Source organism: Ruegeria sp. ABV3_008, assembly GCF_056161185.1.
Genome location: NZ_JBSWYP010000013.1, coordinates 68,731 through 85,998 on the forward strand (window position 1 = coordinate 68,731; position 17,268 = coordinate 85,998).

The window sequence follows — 17,268 nt, forward strand, 5'->3', positions numbered from 1 at the left end:
TGGGTTGGGCCATGGCAGACGGTACGGAAACAGAATCCCGCAAGCTGCTGGTTCGGCTGCGCGAGGAAATGGCGAGCGAGGCGGCCGGTCAGGAGCGTCTCGACCGCATCACGCAGCTGATTGCGGACAGCATTCGCTGCGAGGTCTGCTCGATCTATCTGTTCCGTGACGAAGAAACCCTTGAGCTTTGCGCGACTGAGGGCCTCTCGCCCGAGGCCGTCCACCAAACCCGGATGCGTCTGGGCGAAGGTCTTGTGGGCCGGGTGGCCAAATCCGGCAAGGTTGTGAACACAGCAGATGCGCCCGCGGCCAAGGGGTTCCGGTTCATGCCGGAAACTGGCGAGGAACGCTTTTCCTCATTCCTCGGAGTACCGGTACAGCGGCTGGGTCAGAAACTGGGCGTTCTGGTGGTGCAGTCCCGTGACGCGCGTGAATTCTCTGCCGATGAAATTTATGCGCTGGAAGTGGTCGCAATGGTTCTGGCTGAGATGGCGGAACTGGGCGCGTTCGTTGGCGAAGGCGCGGCCCTTTCCCCCTTGCACCAGCAATCGGTGCAATTGACCGGCGGTCCGGCGCAGGAAGGGTCTGCCGAGGGGCATGTCTGGCTGCACGAGCCGCGCGTAGTCGTGACCAACCCGATTGCCGAAGACCCGCACCGCGAAAGCGAGCGGTTGAATGAGGCGGTCGAGGAGCTGCGCGTCGGCGTCGACAAGATGCTCGAAATCTCACAGAACGGTGACAAAGAGCAACTAAAAGTTCTGGAAGCCTACCGTATGTTCGCCAATTCCAAGGGCTGGATGCGGAGGATGGAGGAAGACATCGCTCTCGGCCTCAGCGCCGAGGCCGCGGTCGAGAAAGAGCAGTCGCAAGCACGCGCCCGTATGGGTCAGGTGACCGACCCCTATCTGCGGGAACGTCTGGCGGATCTGGATGACCTCAGCAATCGCTTGCTGCGCATCCTGACGGGGCAGGGCAAGACCGATAGCGCCGATCTGCCGCCCGATCCGATCCTGATCGCCCGCAATATCGGCCCCGGAGACCTGCTGGAATATGGGCGGTCCCTGAAGGGGATCGTCCTTGAAGAAGGCTCGGTTGGCAGCCACGCCACGATTGTGGCCCGCGCGCTGGCGATCCCTTTGGTCGTGCATGTCGGGCGGATCACGACCGAAGCTCTGAACGGCGACCACATTCTTGTCGATGGGGACAACGGCGTTGTCCATCTGCGCCCCGAAGACAGTGTTGTCAGCGCGTTTCGCGACAAGATCGCGATGCAGGCCAAAGCGCAGGAGCGCTATGCCTCGATCCGGGAAACGCCAACCGTTACGCAGGATGGCGCGCGGATCAACATGGCGATGAATGCGGGCCTGATGGCCGATCTGCCCTCGCTCGGGAACTCGGGCGCGGAAGGCGTTGGCTTGTTCCGGACCGAGCTGCAATTCCTGATCCGCAACCAGATGCCGAAACGGTCTGAGCTGGTGACCCAATACCAGCGGGTTCTGGACGCGGCCGGAGAAAAGCGCGTTGTGTTCCGGACCCTCGATATCGGCTCCGACAAGGTTCTGCCCTACATGAAGCACGTGGCCGAACCGAACCCGGCGCTGGGCTGGCGTGCGATTCGCGTTGGTCTGGATAAGCGCGGCGTGATGCGGATGCAGCTGCAGGCCCTGTTGCGCGCCGCCAATGGCCGCCCACTAACCATCATGTTTCCTTTCGTCGCGCAGGCTGAGGAGTTCCGCGAGGCCCGTTGGGAGGTCAACAAAACCATCGAGCGTGAAAAGCGTCTTGGCCATATTCTGCCGGAAACGCTCGAAGTGGGGGCGATGCTGGAAACGCCGTCGCTGGCGTTCTCACCGCAAAAGTTCTTTGATGAGGTGGATTTCATCTCGATCGGAGGCAACGACCTGAAACAGTTCTTCTTTGCCGCCGATCGTGAAAACGAGCTGGTGCGCCGCCGATATGACACGTTGAACGTCAGCTTCCTCAGCTTCATCGAACGGATCGTGGAACGCTGCAGTATCTCGGATACGCCGCTGAGTTTCTGTGGCGAGGATGCCGGCCGCCCAGTTGAGGCACTGTGTTTGGCGGCGATGGGGATCCGCACCTTGTCCATGCGTCCGGCTTCGATCGGGCCGGTCAAAAGCCTGTTGCTGAGATCGAACCTGCAGGACGTCCGCAAGATCATCGCGGATGCACGTCATCGTGGTGAGCAATCCGTGCGCCCGGCGGTCATGGAGTGGTTGCGGTCGCAATCGTGACCCATCAGTCGGCCTATTGGGGATTCCGGGCTTGATTTTTATTTCAAGGTTCCGTATCCAGCGGTGGAAATGTTAGCGATAACATTCAGGGCCGTGCCAGCGACCCACATCGCGACTGAGGTTCTGCTTCTTGAGGCAGGAAGCATAAAAGGAAGCTGATCATGGTTTCACGCGTCATCCCGGTAGACCCGTTCGACCTCGTGCTGTTTGGCGCGACGGGCGATCTGGCGCAGCGCAAGATCTTGCCAGGGCTGTATCACCGGTTTGAAATGGGCCAGATGCCGGAGGATGCGCGGATCATCGGAACCGCCCGGTCCGACATGGACAGTAACGGGTTTCGTGACCAGTTGCGCGCTTCGATGGATAAATTCGCGCCGAGTTACGACAAGGACACTCTGAATCGCTTTTTGACCCATGTTGACTATGTGCCAGTGGATGCGCTGGGCGATGCGGGCTGGGCCGATCTGGCCAAAGCCTTGCGCCCGGATGTGGTGCGGGCTTTCTATCTGTCGGTCGGACCGAGCTTGTTCTCAGGCATTGCGCAGCGTCTGAACGATAACGGGCTTGCAACGCCTGACAGCCGGATCGTGGTGGAAAAGCCCTTCGGTCATGATCTGGCCTCGGCTAAGGCTTTGAACGAGGGGCTGCGCGCCTGTTTTGAAGAGCATCAAATCTACCGGATCGACCACTATCTGGGCAAGGAAACCGTGCAGAACCTGATGGCGCTGCGCTTTGCCAATTCCCTTTTCGAGCCGCTTTGGAACGCGACCCATGTCGATCACGTGCAGATCACCGTGGCCGAGACTGTCGGGGTCGAGGGGCGCGGTGCTTACTACGACCAATCCGGCGCGATGAGAGATATGATCCAGAACCATCTGGTGCAGCTTCTCTGCTTGACCGCGATGGAGCCGCCTTCGAAATTCGCGCCAAACGCGGTACGAGATGAAAAGGTTAAGGTGATCGAAGCGCTGGAGCCGGTCGAGCCGAAGGATATCGCTCGTGGCCAATATCGCACGGACAAGGGCGGCGACGGTTACCTCGATCATGTCGGCGATCCCGCCAGCCGTACCGAAAGCTTCATTGCGTTGAAGGCTCATATCGGCAACTGGCGTTGGGCGGGCGTGCCTTTTTACTTGCGCACCGGCAAACGCCTGAGGGCGCGCGAGTCCGAAATTGCGGTGTTCTTCCGCGACCCGCCGCATACGATTTTTCCCAATGTGGGGCCTCTGCACGGCAATGTGCTGGTGATCCGTCTGCAGCCGGACGAGGGCATCACTCTGCGCACTACGATCAAGGAACCGGGGCAGGGCGGGTTCCGTCTGTCCGACGTGGCGCTCGACATGAGCTTTGCCGATGCGTTGGGCGATGGCGCGCAATCGCCCGACGCCTATGAACGTCTCATCATGGATGTGATCCGCGGCGACCAAACCCTGTTCATGCGCGGCGATGAGGCCGAGGCCGCCTGGGCCTGGGTTGATCCCATCATTCGCGGCTGGGAAGAGCGTGGCGACAAGCCCGCAAAATACGATCAGGGCAGTTCAGGGCCCGAAGAAGCATTGATGCTGATGCATCGCGATGGACGCCGTTGGCGTCAGATCGGAGGGTAATCATGGTCAATACAATTATTTCGGACGTCACTAAACGCATCATCGACCGCAGCGCCGACCTGCGCGGCCCGCATCTTGAGCGCATGGAACAGGCCAAATCCAAGGGCCCCGCCCGTGCGCATCTGTCCTGCAGTGGTCAGGCGCATGCCTATGCCGGTGCCGGTGAGGATCAGAACTCGATGGCGACCGGTACGGCTGGGAACCTTGGCATCGTCACCGCCTATAACGACATGCTCTCGGCCCACCAACCGTTCGAGCGGTATCCCGAGCTGATCCGTCAGGCGATCCGCGCGGCAGGCGGTACAGCGCAGGTCGCAGGCGGGGTTCCCGCCATGTGCGACGGCGTGACCCAAGGCGAGGCGGGGATGGAACTGTCGCTGTTCTCGCGCGATGTGATCGCGCTGGCGACGGGCGTGGCTCTCAGCCACAACACCTATGACGCGGCGGTGTTTCTTGGGGTTTGCGACAAGATCGTGCCCGGCCTGATCATCGGCGCGCAGGCCTTTGGCCATCTGCCGGCCGTCTTCCTGCCCGCTGGTCCGATGACCAGCGGTCTACCGAATGACGAAAAAGCCAAGGTGCGTCAGCAATTCGCTGCCGGAGAGGTTGGTCGCGATGCTCTGATGAAGGCTGAAATGGCAGCTTACCATGGCCCCGGCACCTGCACCTTCTACGGTACCGCCAACACCAACCAGATGCTGATGGAGTTCATGGGCTTGCACCTGCCGGGCTCTAGCTTCGTCAACCCCAACACGCCTTTGCGCGATGCGCTGACTGAGGAAGGCGCACGCCGCGCCCTGTCTCTCAGCGCGTTGGGCAATCACTACACACCGGTCTGCCAGATCCTCGATGAACGCGCCTTCGTCAATGGTATCGTTGGCCTGATGGCCACAGGCGGCTCGACCAACCTGCTGATCCACCTGATCGCCATGGCGCGCGCGGGTGGTATCGTTCTAGACTGGGAGGATTTCTCGGATATTTCTGCCGTGGTCCCTCTGGTCGCGCGGGTCTATCCCAACGGTCTGGCCGACGTGAACCACTTCCACGCCGCCGGGGGTTTGGGCTTTACCATAAGCACGCTGTTGGAGGATGGGCTGCTGCACCCCGACACACTGACCGTCGCGGGGCAGGGTCTTCACAACTACACCAAGGAACCAAAGCTGAAAGACGGCGAGCTGGTTTGGGAAGACGGTGCGGGTCACAGCCTGAATGAAAAGATCGTGCGCCCGGCCAAGGACCCGTTCCAGCCTACCGGTGGTCTGTCGCGCCTGACCGGAAATCTGGGCACCGGCGTCATGAAGGTCTCGGCTGTGGCACCCGAGCACCAAGTGGTCGAAGCGCCCGTCCGTGTGTTCCACGACCAGAACGATGTCAAAGCCGCCTTCAAGGCCGGAGAATTCACCGATGATGTCATCGTCGTTGTTCGGTTCCAGGGCCCGAAGGCCAACGGCATGCCCGAGCTGCACTCGCTGACACCGATACTGTCGATCCTTCAGGGCAGGGGCCAAAAGGTCGCTCTGGTCACCGATGGCCGCATGTCTGGTGCGTCGGGAAAGGTTCCCGCCGCCATCCATGTCTGCCCCGAAGCGCTGGACGGTGGTGCCATCGGCTATCTGCAAGACGGTGATCTTCTGCGCGTCGATGCGGTAAAGGGTGAGCTTGAAATCCTCACCCCCGGCGTCCTCGACCGCAGCCCAGCGACTGCTGATCTGTCTGCCAACCAGCACGGCGTTGGTCGCGACCTCTTCGGCGCGTTCCGCCAGAATGTCGGGTCCGCCGACACAGGTGCCAGCATTTTCGGAGTTTAACCCATGTCCAAAACCCAACGCACCCGCGAAATCTGCGCGCTGGCCCCCATCGTTCCGGTGCTCGTCGTCGATGACGCGGCCCACGCCCGCCCCTTGGCAGAGGCGCTGGTCGCAGGTGGTCTTCCCGCGCTCGAAGTCACTCTGCGCACCCCTGCGGCACTGGACGTGATCCGCACCATGGCCGCTGTGCCCGGAGGCGTCGTGGGCGCAGGCACGCTGGTCACTCCCGAAGACGTCCGCGCCGCCAAAGAGGCGGGCGCGCAGTTCGGCGTCTCGCCCGGCGCGACCGATGCCCTGATCGCCGCATGCGAAGCCGAAAGCCTGCCCCTTTTGCCCGGCGCGGCCACTGCGAGTGAGGCGATGGCCCTGCTGGAAAAGGGCTATGACATGCTGAAATTTTTCCCCGCCGAGGCCTCGGGCGGTGCACCGGCCCTCAAAGCCATAGGGGCGCCCCTGCCTCAGATCACGTTCTGCCCCACAGGCGGAGTATCGCCCTCAAATGCCCGCGACTACCTTTCGCTGTCCAACGTGGCCTGCGCCGGAGGAAGCTGGGTCGCGCCCAAGCAGATGGTTCAAGAGGGTGACTGGTCCGGGATCGAAGCGCTTGCGCGTGAGGCGACCCACCTGACGGATTGACGCCGAAAGTCGAAACGCTAGGGTAAGCCACAAGTTAAACAGGTTACCCTCATGAACAACCAAACCTCCCTTGTGCATGGGCGCGAGTATCTGGCCATTCCCGGCCCTTCGGTTATGCCCGACGCGGTGTTGCAAGCCATGCACCGCCCGTCGCCCAATATCTACGATGGCGCGTTGATCGAGATGATGCCCGCGCTGACGCAGGACCTAAAGCGCGTGGCCGGAACCCAGCACGACGTCGCCATTTATATCGCCAACGGCCACGGCACGTGGGAGGCCGCGCTATCGAATGTGATCGCCCCCGGAGAAACCGTTCTAGCCCCGGCCTCGGGTCGTTTCACCCATGGCTGGGCCGAGATGGCCGAGGGGATCGGCGCAAAGATCGACCTGATAGACTTCGGCTTGTCTTCACCCTGGGATCTCGACCACATCGCCGAGGCGCTGAACGCCGACAAGGAGCACAAAATCAAAGCTGTGCTTGCCGTCCATGTGGATACGTCCACCTCGATCCGGAATGATATCCCTGCCTTGCGCGCCCTGCTGGATGACTTGAACCACCCAGCGTTGCTAATGGCCGACTGTATCGCCTCGATGGGTTGCGACCGGTTCGAGATGGACGCTTGGGGAGTCGATGTCACCGTGACAGCCTGCCAGAAGGGCCTCATGACCCCGGCGGGCACCGGCTTTGTCTTCTTCAACGACAAAGCGAAGGCGAAACGTGCTGCAATGCCCCGCGTTTCGCAATATTGGGATTGGCAACCGCGCGCCAACCCCGAGCTGTTCTATCAGTATTTCAACGGCACCGCGCCGACTCATCACCTCTACGGCCTGCGTGCCGCGCTGGACCTGATCCACCGTGAGGGTCTCGAAAACGTCTGGTCCCGTCATGAGCGCCTTGCCAAGGCTATCTGGGCTGCTTGCGATGTCTGGGCGCAAGGCGGAGCGCTTCATTTCAACGTCACCGACCCGACCCATCGCAGCCACGCCGTCACCGCCCTACGCCTGACCGAGGGGCGCGGTACACCGCTGCGCAACTACACCGAAAATCAGCTTGGCCTGACACTGGGTATTGGCTTGGGGATGGAGGACTGGGACGGTTGCTTCCGCCTGGGCCATATGGGGCACGTCAACGCGCAGATGATCATGGCGATGCTGGGTGGCATGGAAACCGCCATGGCGGCACTTGATATCCCCCGCGGCCAAGGCGCGCTGGAAGCCGCCGCCGCGACACTGGCCACATAGCGCAGGTCTGCCTCTTCATCTGGCTCAAAATATCCTCGGTGGGAATCGCGCCTTGGCGCGATGGGGGGCAGACAGCCCCCCTAGACCGCCCGAGCTTGCGCCAAGGCCAAAGGCAGGGCCGCCTCAAAGGCCGCCAACTCTGCCTCTCCACCACAGCTCACGCGAATACATCGGTTCTGCGGGGCCGCAAATGGCATTCGCACAAACACACCCTGTTCGACCAGCGAGTCCAGAACAGCCTTGGCAAACACCCCGTCACGCCCGCAGTCAATCGCAACGAAATTCGTGGCCGAAGGTAACGGGGTCAAACCGTTGGCCTGCGCAATTCGCCCGATACGATCCCGAGCCTCAGTGATCCGAGCCTGCACTTCTGACAGCCAGTCACCATCCTCAAGCGCGGCTAGTGCTCCGGCCTGTGCAGCCCGGTTCATCCCGAAATGGTTGCGTACTTTGTTAAAGGCGGCAATCAATTCGGGGGCACCGATGGCATAGCCCAGCCGTGCGCCTGCCATCCCATACACTTTGGAGAACGTTCGCATCCTGATCACGCGCGGATCTTCGGCGGCAACGGGCGCAGCAGTGCCGTCCGGCGCGCATTCGACATAGGCCTCGTCCAGTACCAGCAGGCACCCCGCAGGCAGAGCGTCCATCGCGGCCACGATATCGGCGCCCGAATGCCAGCTTCCCATCGGATTGTCGGGGTTGGCCAGATAGACCAGCTTGGCATCCACCTCTGCTGCCTTGGCAAACAAAGCTGCGGGGTCTTCGTGGTCGTCGCGATAGGGGACTTTGTGCAAAACCCCTCCGAAACCTGCCACATGGTAATTGAAGGTTGGATAGGCGCCGTCAGAAGTCACAACCGCATCGCCCGGTCCGATCAATAGCCGCACCAAGTAGCCCAACAGCCCGTCGATGCCTTCGCCCACCACTATGTTCTCGGGCGTAACCCCGTGATGCTCGGCCAAAGCATGGCGCAGATAGTGATTCTCGGGGTCACCATACATCCAGATCTCACTGGCGGCCCGTTGCATCGCTTCAATTGCACGAGGCGAGGGGCCAAACACGCTTTCGTTCGCACCAAGCCGCGCCTTGAAGGGGGCACCGCGTTGGCGCTCCTGTGTTTCCGGCCCCACAAACGGGACGGTTGCGGGCAGGGATTGGGCGAGCGATGTGTAGCGAGGTCTGGTCATAGGCGCAGATAAGCCCACCGTGCGGGTTGCTGCAAGCCCGCGCCTCAACATGCCTCAACGTCGCAGTGGAACTACACTCGCATTCGGGGCAGTCTTACCAAGATTGCAAAACAAGGAGGTCCGCAATGGCGCGCGTATCTGTCGAGTACAAGGATCGCATCGCTCATGTCACGCTGACGCGCGGCGACAAGATGAATGCTCTGGACGAGGCGATGATCAAAGCGCTGCTGGCCGCCGGGCAAGAGGTTGCGGCCTCAGACGCCCGCGCCGTGGTCCTGTCGGGTGAGGGCAAAAGCTTCTGTGCCGGTCTCGACATGGCGAGTTTCGCGAAAATGGCCCATATGGACCCGACCGAATGGCTGATGACCCGCAACCACGAGGACGCCAACGAGATGCAGGAACTGGCCCTGATCTGGCGACGCATCCCTGTTCCTGTCATCTGCGCTATCCAAGGCGCGGCCTATGGGGGCGGTCTTCAGATTGCCCTAGGCGCGGATATCCGCATCGCCCACCCCGAGGCGAAGCTGGCAGTGATGGAGATGAAATGGGGCATCATTCCCGATATGGGTGGCATGGTTCTGCTTCCGAAGCTGGTTCGCTCAGACGTTTTGCGGCTGCTGACCTATACCGCGCGTCCCATTGGGGCTGCACAGGCGGCCGAGTGGGGCTTGGTCACCAAGCTGTCCGATGATCCACAGACCGAAGCACTTGCATTGGCTGAAAACATCACCTCGCAAAGCCCCTCAGCCATCCGCGCCGCCAAGCGCCTCATAGATTTCGCCGAAACCAATCCGCGCGCCGATGTGTTGCTGGCCGAGTCCTCGGAACAGGTGGATCTGATTGGAAAGCCTGACCAGATGGAGGTTGTGATGGCACAGATGCAGGGCCGAAAGCCCGAGTTCAAGTGATCACCGCATGAAGGCACGCCGCGCGTCTCGGGCCATGTTGTAGCGCATTTCGAGATCGGCGATCTTAGACATCGTGGCTTTGCGGGCCTCGGGATCGGTCAGTCCGGCATATTCCTTGCGGGCCTCGTCCAACTGTTTTTTGATGTCGAACTCCTCGGGCAGTACCCCGGCCTGCGCCATGATCCGATGACCGGCCGCAATGGCGGGATCGCTTTGCGCTTCGCCAGAGCGATCAGGCAGAGGCGCACCTTCGCCCTCAAGACCCTGTAATTGACCCTCGGCCTGAGCCTTCTCTATCTGGCGTTCCACCAGTTTTCCAAGTGATCCGAACATGGGCGCAGGATAACTTTTTCAGGCGTGGGGAGAAAGGGATCATCGCAGTTTGGTGGTCAAGATGTAGGCGACGCCCCCAGCCATCAAGCCCCAGACCGCAGCGCCCAGACCAAACACCGTGATCCCTGAGGCGGTGATGGCGAAGGTCAGAATCGCGGCTTCTCGCTCGGCGGGTATTTCCAGTGCTGCGAAGGTGGCGTTGGCCATAACGCCAATCAGGGCCACGCCGGTCAGCGTGCCCATCAGCAGCGGGTCGGCATGGGCGGCAAAGCCTGTGATCGCCACGGCGAAGATTCCGAAGACGCAGTAGAACACACCGGCCATGATTGCCGACCAATGGCGCAGGGTGCGGTCCGGGTGGCTGTCTTCGTTCGAACACATCGCGGCGGTGATGGCCGCCAGACAGGTGGCGGGGGCTCCAAATGGGGCCGACAACATGCTCGCCCCTCCGACGGAGGAAAACAGCTTGCCAGGTGCGGGTGTGTAGCCAAAGCCGCGCATCACGGCGATGCCGGGGATGTTTTGGGTTGCCATTGTGACGACGAATAGCGGCAGGCCGATGCCGATAGCTGACGCAAGTGAGAATGAGGGCATCGTCCAGACAGGCGCGGCCAGATAGGCCTCGGGCCGGACCGAAGTACCATCGGCGCTGAACACCACCACCAGCGCCGCGGCGACGACGGCTGCGGGAACAGCAAACAGACGGTTAAGACGTCCGGCGATGAACCACGTCAGGATCACGGGCAGGGCCTGCCAGGGTAGCTCAACAGCCGCTTTGAATGGGACAATGCACAGGGGCAAAAGAACACCGCCCAACATCGCCTGTGCCAGAGTGGTCGGGATCGCAGCGGCCAGACGCCCTAGGGGTTTCCAAAGTCCGGCCAGAATCGTCAAAGCTCCGGCGCAGAGGAAGGCGCCGATTGCGCCTGAGAAGCCTGCGACCGGGGTGGCTGAGACCGCCAGCAGCGCCGCTCCGGGGGTGGACCAGGCCACGCTGATTGGTTGCCGGTAACGCAGGCTAAGAACAATCGCCGCCAGCCCCATTGCAATTGCAGCACTCATCAGGCCCGAGGCTGCTTGGCTTGGTGATGCGCCCATCGCACTCAGCCCTTGCAGCACGATGGGAAATGAGCTGAAGAACCCGACAATGGCGACTACCAGTCCGGTTGAGACGGTCTGCATCGGAGGGAAAGGTCGTGCCATAGGGGCCTCGGAGGGTTGTTATTCCGAAGTGCTAACAAGCGCGGGCTGGCGCGAACAAGGGGAAAGCTCTGAAGGTAAAGAAAAACCTCACCACCGGTTCGGGTGATGAGGTCGGGATTTCCGTATTTGGAACGAGAAGAAGATCAGGCGAGTTCGGCCAGACGAGCGAGGGCTTCGTTCAGCTTGGCCTCTTCTTCTTCGCGCGCAGCGAGGTTGGCTTTGGCTTCCTCAACCACCTCTTCCGGGGCCGAGGCCACGAATTTGGGGTTGTTCAGACGTCCCCGCAGACCGCCGAGTTCCTTGGCCAGTTTGCCTTTGGCTTTCTCCAACCGTTCCTTTTCGGCACCGATGTCGATGATATCAGCCAGCGGCAGGCCGAAAGAAGCGCCGGGGGCGGCAATCGAGATGGTGCCTTTTGGCAGCTCGTCGGCCTTGGTCAGGCTGTCGATCCGTGCCAGGCGTTTGATCAACGCTTCGTTGCGGTCCCATGCGGCTTGGCCGTGATCGTCGATCTCGGTCACCAGCATTGGGACATAGAGGCCAGCAGGAACCCGCATCTGCGCGCGGGCCGAGCGGGTGTTTTCGATCACCGAGATCACCCAGTTCATTTCGCGATCCGCGTCGGCGTCGATTAGGTCAGCGGCGGCATAGGTCGGCCAGTCGGCGTGCACGACCATCTTGGCGCGGTCACCGGTCAGGCCCCAGAGTTCTTCGGTGATGAAGGGCATGATCGGGTGCAGTAGGACCACACACTGATCCAGAACCCAGCGCATGGTGGCGCGGGTTTCGGCTTGCGCTTCGGCATCGTCGCCTTGCAGCAGCGGTTTCGACAGTTCCACATACCAGTCGCAGACCTTGCCCCAGACAAAGGCGTACAGACCGTTGGCGGCGTCGTTGAAGCGGTAGCTTTCCAGTGCCGCATCGACCTCTTCCCGCACGCGGGCGGTTTCGCCGATGATCCAGCGGTTTACAGCCGCCTTGGGCTTCAGGTCGGCCACGTCCAGTTGCGGCACGGCGTCGGTGAAGACCTCGTTCATCTCGGCAAAGCGGACGGCGTTCCAAAGTTTGGTGCCGAAGTTCCGGTAACCGGTGATGCGCTCGCGGGACAGTTTCAGCACGCCGCCGATCGCCGCCATCGAGGCGTTGGTGAACCGCAGTGCGTCGGCACCGAATTCGTCCACGATCTCCAGCGGGTCAATGACGTTGCCGGTGGTCTTGGACATCTTCTTGCCCTTCTCGTCACGGACGAGCTGGTGCAGGTAGACGGTGTGGAACGGGATCTGATCGACGACGGCCAGTTGCATCATCATCATCCGGGCGACCCAGAAGAACAGGATGTCGAAACCGGTAACCAAGACATCCGTGGGGAAGTAGCGCTCCAATTCTTCGGTCTGTTCAGGCCAGCCCAGTGTGCCAATGGGCCAGAGGCCGGAAGAGAACCAGGTGTCGAGGACGTCGGGATCGCGCCAGACCGGGTAGACCAGCTTGGTCGGGTCTTGATCGACCGCGTACCGAGCAAGGCTTTCAGCGAACTGATGGATCGCTTCCTGCTTGTCGGCGACTTCGACAACCGTCGCATGGCTCAGCGGGCTGGGGATGTTTGCGTTGTCATCGAGGAATTTCTCTGTAACGGCTTCAAGGCTCGCAGCGCATTCCATGACATTGCCACGATGCAACATGCCGCCTTCGTTCAGCAAACGGCCCAATTCGACCAGATCAAGGTCACCGTCGTTTTCGTCGTCCTTGAAGTTCTCAGCCGAGAGATCGAGGCCATACCAAACCGGAATCTGATGCCCCCACCACAGCTGGCGCGAAATGCACCAGGGCTCGATGTTTTCCAGCCAGTGGTAATAGGTTTTCTCGCCAGACTCGGGGATGATCTTGACTGTACCGTCCTTGACCGCATCCAGCGCGGGGCCGACGACTTTGGCCGCGTCGACGAACCATTGGTCGGTGAACATCGGCTCGATGACGACTTTCGAGCGGTCGCCGAAGGGCTGCATGATTGGTTTGCTTTCGACCAACGGGACCAGCTTGTCCGCGCCTTCATGATCGGGCTTCAGAGCGGTTGAACCCAGACGCGGATCATCCGCGCGGGTCATAACAGCCAGACCGTCCGCAGTGATTTCTTCGACAACCTTCGCGCGCGCTTCGAATCGGTCGAGGCCGCGCAGGTGGTCGGGGATCAGGTTGATCGCGTCGATCTCATTCTCGGTGAACTCCTTGCCGCGTGCGTATTCCTGCGCCTTGTCCGCTTCTTCCGCGTAAGGCGCACCATCGGCCCGCATCGCGCCTTTGGTGTCCATCAGGCGGTACATCGGGATGCCGCCGCGCTTGGCGACCATGTTGTCGTTGAAGTCATGCGCGCCGGTAATCTTCACCGCGCCCGAGCCAAAATCGGGATCAGGGTAGTCATCGGTGATGATCGGAATCTGACGGCGATGCTCTTTCGGACCAACCGGGATTTCGCAAAGCTTGCCGACGATGGGCGCATAACGCTCATCCGAGGGATGAACCGCGACCGCGCCGTCGCCCAGCATGGTTTCAGGGCGCGTCGTGGCGATCGAGATATAGTCGCGCTCTTCCTCGAGCACGATATTCCCGTCCTCGTCTTTCTCGACATAGGTGTAGGTCTCGCCCCCGGCCAGCGGGTATTTGAAGTGCCACATGTGGCCCGCGACTTCGATATTCTCGACTTCAAGGTCCGAGATCGCGGTTTCGAAATGCGGGTCCCAGTTGACCAGACGCTTGCCGCGATAGATCAGGCCCTTTTCGTACATATCGACGAAGACCTTGATCACGGCGTCATGGAAATTGGCCGAATTTTCATGGCCTGTGCGCGGATCGCCCGCCGCACCCGCCATGGTAAACGCGTTGCGCGACCAGTCGCAGGAGGAACCGAGACGTTTCAGCTGCTCGATGATCGTGCCACCGTATTCGCCTTTCCATTCCCAGACTTTCTCAAGGAATTTCTCACGGCCCAGCTCGCGCCGACCCGGCTGTTGTGTGGCGGCCAGCATCTTTTCAACCTGCATCTGTGTGGCGATGCCTGCGTGGTCCTGGCCGGGCTGCCAGAGCGTGTCGAAGCCGCGCATCCGGTGCCAACGGATCAGGATGTCCTGAAGCGTGTTGTTGAACGCATGGCCCACGTGCAAAGCACCTGTCACGTTGGGCGGCGGGATCATAATGGTAAAGCTCTCGTCACGCGATTTGTTCGCGCCTGCCTTGAAGGCTCCGGCCTGTTCCCAGGCCTCGTAGATGCGGGCCTCAGCCTCGGCCGCGTTGAATGTCTTTTCCATCGCCATGGGGTGCGTCCTGCGTCATCAATCTTGGTTAGTGCGTGAAATAGCGAAAGGATGGCAAAAGGGGAAGGCTTTGCGCTCAAATCCACAAGGCATTCGGCCCGCCGGGATAGTGAACGACGCCACAGACAGGCACTGGGTCGTTCAGCTACACTTGTAACGTGCTGTCACGAGATGGGGCGACCCGAAAAGATGCGGCTTCACTGCTCGTTTCGTGATCTGTCGTCAGACGGTTTCGGGAATTTTGCAATGCGTTTGAGCTTTCGTAATATATTCAGACATATGGTGGCTGTAACGATGAGGTCACGCATGCCGCACGCCTTAGTCATGATGATGCCCAATTGCGCACTTAGGCTTGCAGCTATGCTTCAACGTCTCACGGTTTCGTTGGATCTCTTGTCCGACATGCGGATGAAACCCATCCTTGAGTGTACCTCGCCTCTACCGGCGCGTGGGCAAGTAATGGGTTGGCGGTTGAACCGAGGCGGGATATGGGCGCATAGGCCTCAGCTGCAGATGCCCCTTGAAGGTCAGGGAGGCGCAATGCTGAGGCGCGCGCGCTCCCTCGAAGAGTACAGGAGTGGCTGAGATATGATTCTGTCACGGTTAAGCAGAAAGGTTCTTGGATGGCTCGGGCGACCCTTACGCTCTGAGCATTCCGCCGAAGCGCTGCACCGTGAGCCGATCAGCCATGTTGTCATTCTGGACGGAACAATGTCGACGCTGGAGCCTGGCTTCGAAACCCATGCTGGGCAGACGTTTCGCCTGTGTCAGGAAATGGGGCCTCAGGTTTCCGTGTTTTATGAGGCTGGCGTGCAGTGGGAAAGCTGGAAGTCTTCGCTCGATGTGATGATGGGGCGGGGGATCAATCGGCAGATCCGTCGGGCCTATGGCTATCTGGCCTCGCGCTACAAACCCGGAGACCGGATTTACTTTATAGGGTATTCCCGTGGGGCCTACGGTGTTCGCAGCCTTGCGGGTGTGATCGACATGATCGGCTTGTTGAAGGCGGAACACGCGACCGAGCGGAACATCAAGCAGGCCTACCGCCACTATGAATGCAACCCGAGTGGCACGGCGGCCCGCGATTTCCGCCGCAAATTTTGCCATGAGGATGTGGCAATTGAGATGGTCGGGGTGTGGGACACGGTCAAAGCGCTTGGTCTGCGCCTACCGCTGCTGTGGCGTTGGGCTGAGGAAAAGCACGCCTTCCACAATCATCAGCTGGGCCGCGCGATCCGCCACGGATATCACGCGATGGCCCTGAACGAGACCCGGGAGGTCTATGAACCTGTCCTGTGGAAATGCACACCAGAGTTCAAAGGCCATGTCGAACAGGTCTGGTTCCGGGGCACCCATGGCGATGTGGGTGGTCAGTTGAACGGCTACGAAGAGGCACGCGCCCTCAGCAACATCTCTCTCATCTGGATGCTGGACAAGGCCGAGCGGCATGGGCTGCCGCTGCCGGAGGGATGGCGTGCTCGTTTTCCGACCAATGCCCAAGGGGCTTCGGTTGGGACGTGGCGCGGGTGGGGCAAGATTTTTCTGCTGCGCAAAAGACGGATAGTGGGCAAGGACCAGTCCGAACACCTGCACGCCTCGGTCGCGCCAGAAGATGTGCCCGGCTGGCAACCTGAACCGGATCTGCCGTCCCATCCGGCGCAGTAAAATACCGATCATGTGCCCTCGGCTCCAAGATCACCGAAACCTCAATGTCTGCTTCGAGCCCAGATATACCGAATGCCACGCTATGCACGAATGGCTGCTTTTGCTCATCTGCTGCTAACCATACCAGCAATCATTGCGCCTAGCGCGACAAGGTGGACAAGCATGAGCGCCTTGTCATGCCACAGTGCGCCAACGGCGAACCAACCAACTACACCGACAAGAAACATGTATAGGTTCCAAGGTGCCCAACCAAACCCCGTTGCAGTATATCCCATGATCTGAACGGCGGATGCGCCCCACTTGACAGCGAAGACAAGGCGCTCGCGAGGCGATCCAAGGACCAAAGCATCAGACTGCACGGGTCAAGCCTCCGTCGATACGCAGGTTTTGTCCCGTCATGTAGCCACCATCTTCTGAGGCGAGCCACGAAACAAGAGAAGACACCTCCGACGCCAACCCGTAACGCCCCATGGGAATACGCGCTTTGCGGTCTTCGGTTTCGGGCAGGCTGTCGATGAAGCCCGGAAGGACGTTGTTCATACGAATGTTCTCTGACGCAAATTTGTCCGAGTAGAGCTTCGTGAATGCAGCAAGCCCGGCCCGGAATACCCCCGACGTTGGAAAAAGAGGGTCGGGTTCGAATGCCGCAAAGGTTGAGATGTTGATGATTGCTCCGCCGCCCTGCGCCTGCATTGTGGGTGTGACAAGCCTTGTCGGGCGGATCACGTTCATCAGGTAGACTTCCATCCCTTTATGCCATTCGTCGTCGCTGATTTCGAGAACCGGACCCTTCGGTCCGTGGCCAGCAGAGTTCACCAAGACATCAATACGGCCCCAACGATCCTTCGCACCCTCGACCAAAGCGTTCAGCGCTTCTCCGTCAAGGTTAGAGCCGGTCACGCCAAAGCCGCCGAGTTCGCCGCCGAGCGCCTCACCCTTGCCGGACGAGGACAGGATGCCAACCTTGAACCCATCTTCCGCCAATTTACGGGCTGCATCCGCTCCCATGCCGCTACCGCCCGCTGTGACCAGTGCTACTTTTTCTACTGACATAACTAGTGTCCTTTCATGATTGGACTATATATGGATATCAATATGAGAGAGATCGATTGAGAA

13 protein-coding genes are annotated in these 17,268 nt (G+C 60.6%); 7 read left to right on the forward strand and 6 right to left on the reverse strand.

The annotated features are described in order from the left end of the window. The first annotated feature begins 11 nt into the window (after window positions 1–11). The 5 genes from ptsP to ACXAH8_RS19445 all read left to right on the forward strand — a co-directional run bounded on the left by ptsP (window position 12) and on the right by ACXAH8_RS19445 (window position 7,548). Window positions 12–2,255, forward strand: a complete 2,244-nt coding sequence (gene ptsP, locus ACXAH8_RS19425; protein WP_170471907.1) for a phosphoenolpyruvate--protein phosphotransferase — start codon at window positions 12–14, stop codon at window positions 2,253–2,255. A gap of 161 nt (window positions 2,256–2,416) precedes the next feature. Further along, window positions 2,417–3,862 carry a glucose-6-phosphate dehydrogenase gene (gene zwf, locus ACXAH8_RS19430; RefSeq protein WP_475220270.1) on the forward strand — a complete coding sequence of 482 codons (1,446 nt, stop codon included), beginning with the start codon at window positions 2,417–2,419 and terminating at the stop codon, window positions 3,860–3,862. 2 nt (window positions 3,863–3,864) lie between these two features. Continuing rightward, window positions 3,865–5,670, forward strand: coding sequence for a phosphogluconate dehydratase (gene edd / locus ACXAH8_RS19435; protein ID WP_475220271.1), 1,806 nt, complete (start codon window positions 3,865–3,867; stop codon window positions 5,668–5,670). A gap of 3 nt (window positions 5,671–5,673) precedes the next feature. Then, on the forward strand, window positions 5,674–6,306 hold the full coding sequence (locus ACXAH8_RS19440; protein ID WP_475220272.1) for a bifunctional 4-hydroxy-2-oxoglutarate aldolase/2-dehydro-3-deoxy-phosphogluconate aldolase: 633 nt from the start codon (window positions 5,674–5,676) through the stop codon (window positions 6,304–6,306). A gap of 51 nt (window positions 6,307–6,357) precedes the next feature. After that, entirely contained in the window at window positions 6,358–7,548 is a 1,191-nt protein-coding gene (locus ACXAH8_RS19445) for a pyridoxal-phosphate-dependent aminotransferase family protein (protein ID WP_475220273.1), read from the forward strand. Between the two features lie 80 nt (window positions 7,549–7,628). On the opposite strand, the gene ACXAH8_RS19450 is transcribed toward ACXAH8_RS19445, so the two are convergent. Then, window positions 7,629–8,738 (reverse strand): pyridoxal phosphate-dependent aminotransferase, encoded by a 1,110-nt coding sequence (locus tag ACXAH8_RS19450; RefSeq protein WP_475220274.1) that lies wholly within the window; start codon window positions 8,736–8,738, stop codon window positions 7,629–7,631. 125 nt (window positions 8,739–8,863) lie between these two features. Here ACXAH8_RS19450 and ACXAH8_RS19455 point away from each other — a divergent pair, with 125 nt between their 5' ends. Next, entirely contained in the window at window positions 8,864–9,646 is a 783-nt protein-coding gene (locus ACXAH8_RS19455) for a crotonase/enoyl-CoA hydratase family protein (RefSeq protein WP_475220275.1), read from the forward strand. On the opposite strand, the gene ACXAH8_RS19460 is transcribed toward ACXAH8_RS19455, so the two are convergent. The 3 genes from ACXAH8_RS19460 to ACXAH8_RS19470 form a co-directional block, all read right to left on the reverse strand. Beyond that, the gene (locus tag ACXAH8_RS19460) at window positions 9,647–9,979 is read right to left on the reverse strand and encodes a DnaJ family domain-containing protein (protein ID WP_475220276.1); all 333 of its coding nucleotides are present in this window, start codon (window positions 9,977–9,979) and stop codon (window positions 9,647–9,649) included. It abuts the gene before it with no gap. Window positions 9,980–10,018: 39 nt separating this feature from the next. Beyond that, window positions 10,019–11,182: a benzoate/H(+) symporter BenE family transporter gene (locus tag ACXAH8_RS19465; protein WP_475220277.1), complete on the reverse strand. Its 1,164-nt coding sequence runs from the start codon at window positions 11,180–11,182 to the stop codon at window positions 10,019–10,021. 143 nt (window positions 11,183–11,325) lie between these two features. Beyond that, window positions 11,326–14,487 (reverse strand): valine--tRNA ligase, encoded by a 3,162-nt coding sequence (locus tag ACXAH8_RS19470; RefSeq protein WP_475220278.1) that lies wholly within the window; start codon window positions 14,485–14,487, stop codon window positions 11,326–11,328. Between the two features lie 588 nt (window positions 14,488–15,075). Here ACXAH8_RS19470 and ACXAH8_RS19475 point away from each other — a divergent pair. Further along, window positions 15,076–16,152, forward strand: coding sequence for a DUF2235 domain-containing protein (locus tag ACXAH8_RS19475; protein WP_475220279.1), 1,077 nt, complete (start codon window positions 15,076–15,078; stop codon window positions 16,150–16,152). Window positions 16,153–16,256: 104 nt separating this feature from the next. Here ACXAH8_RS19475 and ACXAH8_RS19480 read toward each other — a convergent pair whose 3' ends face one another. Next, the gene (locus ACXAH8_RS19480) at window positions 16,257–16,511 is read right to left on the reverse strand and encodes a DUF6552 family protein (RefSeq protein ID WP_475220280.1); all 255 of its coding nucleotides are present in this window, start codon (window positions 16,509–16,511) and stop codon (window positions 16,257–16,259) included. Next, window positions 16,501–17,205 (reverse strand): SDR family oxidoreductase, encoded by a 705-nt coding sequence (locus ACXAH8_RS19485; protein WP_475220281.1) that lies wholly within the window; start codon window positions 17,203–17,205, stop codon window positions 16,501–16,503. The genes ACXAH8_RS19480 and ACXAH8_RS19485 overlap by 11 nt, the downstream gene beginning before the upstream one ends. Between the last annotated feature and the right edge of the window lie 63 nt (window positions 17,206–17,268).